Annotated in this window: 2 protein-coding genes and 1 pseudogene; 1 reads left to right on the top strand and 2 read right to left on the bottom strand. The window is 66.5% G+C overall.

Features of this window, described 5'->3' with window-relative positions; translation table 11 throughout:
* Nucleotides 1-133: 133 nt before the first annotated feature.
* On the bottom strand, nt 134-412 hold the full coding sequence (locus tag ACEN88_RS31250) for a XapX domain-containing protein (protein ID WP_413345993.1): 279 nt from the start codon (nt 410-412) through the stop codon (nt 134-136).
* 96 nt (nt 413-508) lie between these two features.
* Nucleotides 509-1193 (bottom strand): annotated as a pseudogene (locus ACEN88_RS31245) (hydrolase).
* A gap of 133 nt (nt 1194-1326) precedes the next feature.
* Here ACEN88_RS31245 and ACEN88_RS31240 point away from each other — a divergent pair.
* Nucleotides 1327-1569: hypothetical protein (locus tag ACEN88_RS31240; RefSeq protein WP_413345991.1), on the top strand; the 243-nt coding region annotated here is incomplete at its 3' end.

Raw genomic sequence — 1569 nt, 5'->3', positions numbered from 1 at the left:
GTCCGGCAGCGCGCACGCGCTCGACCCCACGCTGTCCATCGCCCAGCTGCACCACGACGCGTGGACGAGCAAGGACGTCATGCCGGTGCGGACGGTGTCGTCGTCGTCCACCACGAGCACCGTCTGGCTGCCGTCAGGCTGCGCGATCATGGCCGGCCTTGTTGTCCACCGGTGCGGGCGGCGGCGGCGTCACGCCGCTGATGCGGGTCACGCACTCGCTGCGGAACCAGGACACGGTGACGGGCTCGCCCGAGATCAGGCGCTTGGCGATGGGCACGGCCTGCTCGCCCACGAGCATGCCGAACAGGCCGATCAGCGCGATCGCCGGCGGCGCGGGGGAACGAACCCCCAGCATTGCATAGATGCAGCCGACCAGCAGGCCGACTGCCAAGGAAACCAGGTAGAACTTCATGCATCCCCCTGTGGATGAATGGCGGGAGCGGCCCCGGCGCGGATAGGCGCCAGAGCCGCGGACGCACGCAACGGGATGGCCGGCGCGCGCGAAAAATCAGCGTGCCGGTACCGGCGCCAGCGTTTCGTGGCTGGTGGTGCCGCGTTGCGGTGCCTTGTGCACCATCGTGTACGCGTAGTCGATGCCCATGCCGTACGCGCCCGAATGCTCCTTGGCGATGCCGGTCACGGCGTCATAGGTGTCCTTGTGTGCCCAGTCGCGCTGCCACTCCAGCAGCACCTGCTGCCAGGTCACCGGCACGACGCCGGCCTGGATCATGCGCTGCATGGCGTAGTCGTGGGCTTCCCTGGTCGTGCCCCCCGAGGCGTCGGCGACCATGTAGATCTCGTAGCCGCCTTCCAGCATCGCACAGGGCGAAGGTGGTGTTGCAGACTTCCGTCCACAGGCCGGCGACGACGATCTTCTTGCGGCCGTTGGCGGCCAGCGCGTCGCGCACTTTCTGGTCGTCCCACGAGTTCATCGAGGTGCGCTCGAGGATGGGCTGGTTCGGGAACACGTCCAGCAGTTCCGGGTAGGTGTAGCCCGAGAAGCCTTGCGTCTCGACGGTGGTGATCGTCGTCGGGATGTTGAACGTGCGGGCCGCCTTGGCGAGGCCGACGGTGTTGTTCTTCAGGACCTGGCGGTCGATGGACTGCACGCCGAAAGCCATCTGCGGCTGGTGATCGATGAAGATGATCTGGCTGTTCTGCGGCGTCAGCACTTCGAGTTTTGGATTGCTCATGGGATGATCCTCTGGGAGGGATGAAAAGATGGTTGGTGGTGCACCGGCCAGGCCATGGTAGTCCCGCCCCTCCCGCATTGCCAGTATCCGTTCGTATAGGCGCGCAGGCACGGCGTGCTTTACAATCCGGTCAATGTTCCGTTCCGCCATCGTCTTCCTCCTCGCGCTGTTGTCCGGCAGCGCGCACGCGCTCGACCCCACGCTGTCCATCGCCCAGCTGCACCACGACGCGTGGACGAGCAAGGACGGCATGCCGGGCGACGTGTGGGAGATGACGCAGGACCGGGACGGTTTCATGTGGTTTGCCACGCCGTCCGGCCTGTACCGCTTCGACGGCGTGCGCTTCGAGCACATCCGGTCGCTCGGCGGCGTGCCG

This window comes from Massilia sp. CT11-108 (genome assembly GCF_047302915.1).
Classification (GTDB): Bacteria; Pseudomonadota; Gammaproteobacteria; order Burkholderiales; family Burkholderiaceae_D; genus Telluria; species Telluria orientalis.
Note: the sequence above shows the minus strand (reverse complement) of the source record. Positions and strands in the feature narration are given on the sequence as shown.